The sequence below is a fragment of the Synechococcus sp. H60.1 genome, from assembly GCF_047462335.1.
Lineage (GTDB): Bacteria > Cyanobacteriota > Cyanobacteriia > Thermostichales > Thermostichaceae > Thermostichus.
On sequence record NZ_JANSJA010000262.1, the window covers coordinates 1 to 566 of the forward strand.

At 57.4% G+C, this 566-nt stretch carries 1 protein-coding gene; it reads left to right on the forward strand.

What is annotated here, in order from left to right:
- On the forward strand, positions 1 to 432 hold a 432-nt coding region (locus tag NW852_RS12325), incomplete at its 5' end, for an Hsp20/alpha crystallin family protein (RefSeq protein ID WP_414365880.1).
- Positions 433 to 566: the final 134 nt, after the last annotated feature.

A 566-nucleotide genomic window follows, 5' to 3' on the forward strand; every position in this document is an offset into this window, starting at 1 on the left:
GTTCGCTGGGATCCCTTCCGGGAAATTGACGAAATTCAACGGGAAATGAACCGGATGTTCGACCGGCTGATGGCTCGCCCCGCCGAGACTGATGCCTTTGCCTTCGTGCCGGCGGTGGAAATGCACGACGATCCCGAAACCATTACCCTCAAGCTGGAGCTGCCCGGCCTGAACCCCAACGATCTGGACATCCAAGCGACGGCGGAAGCGGTCTCCATCAGCGGTGAGCGGCGCTTTGAAAAACGCTCCGAAGACAAAGGCGTAACCCGCACCGAGTTCCGCTACGGGCGCTTTCAACGGGTGATCCCCCTGCCCAACCGGATCAAGCACGATCAGGTGAAAGCGGAATACAAAGATGGCATCCTCACCCTGACTCTGCCCAAAGCGGACTCTGAAAAAGCCCAGGTGGTCAAGGTGAACGTTGTCTCCTGATGGGATGAGGCAAACGCCACTTTTGGCTTAAGCAAAATCCAGATCCTAGAGGGTAGGCCATGAGCCTACCTTTTTTGCTTTTTGGCTGGTCGATCCTCAACTCCCCTCTCCCTCAGGGAGAGGGGCTGGGGGTG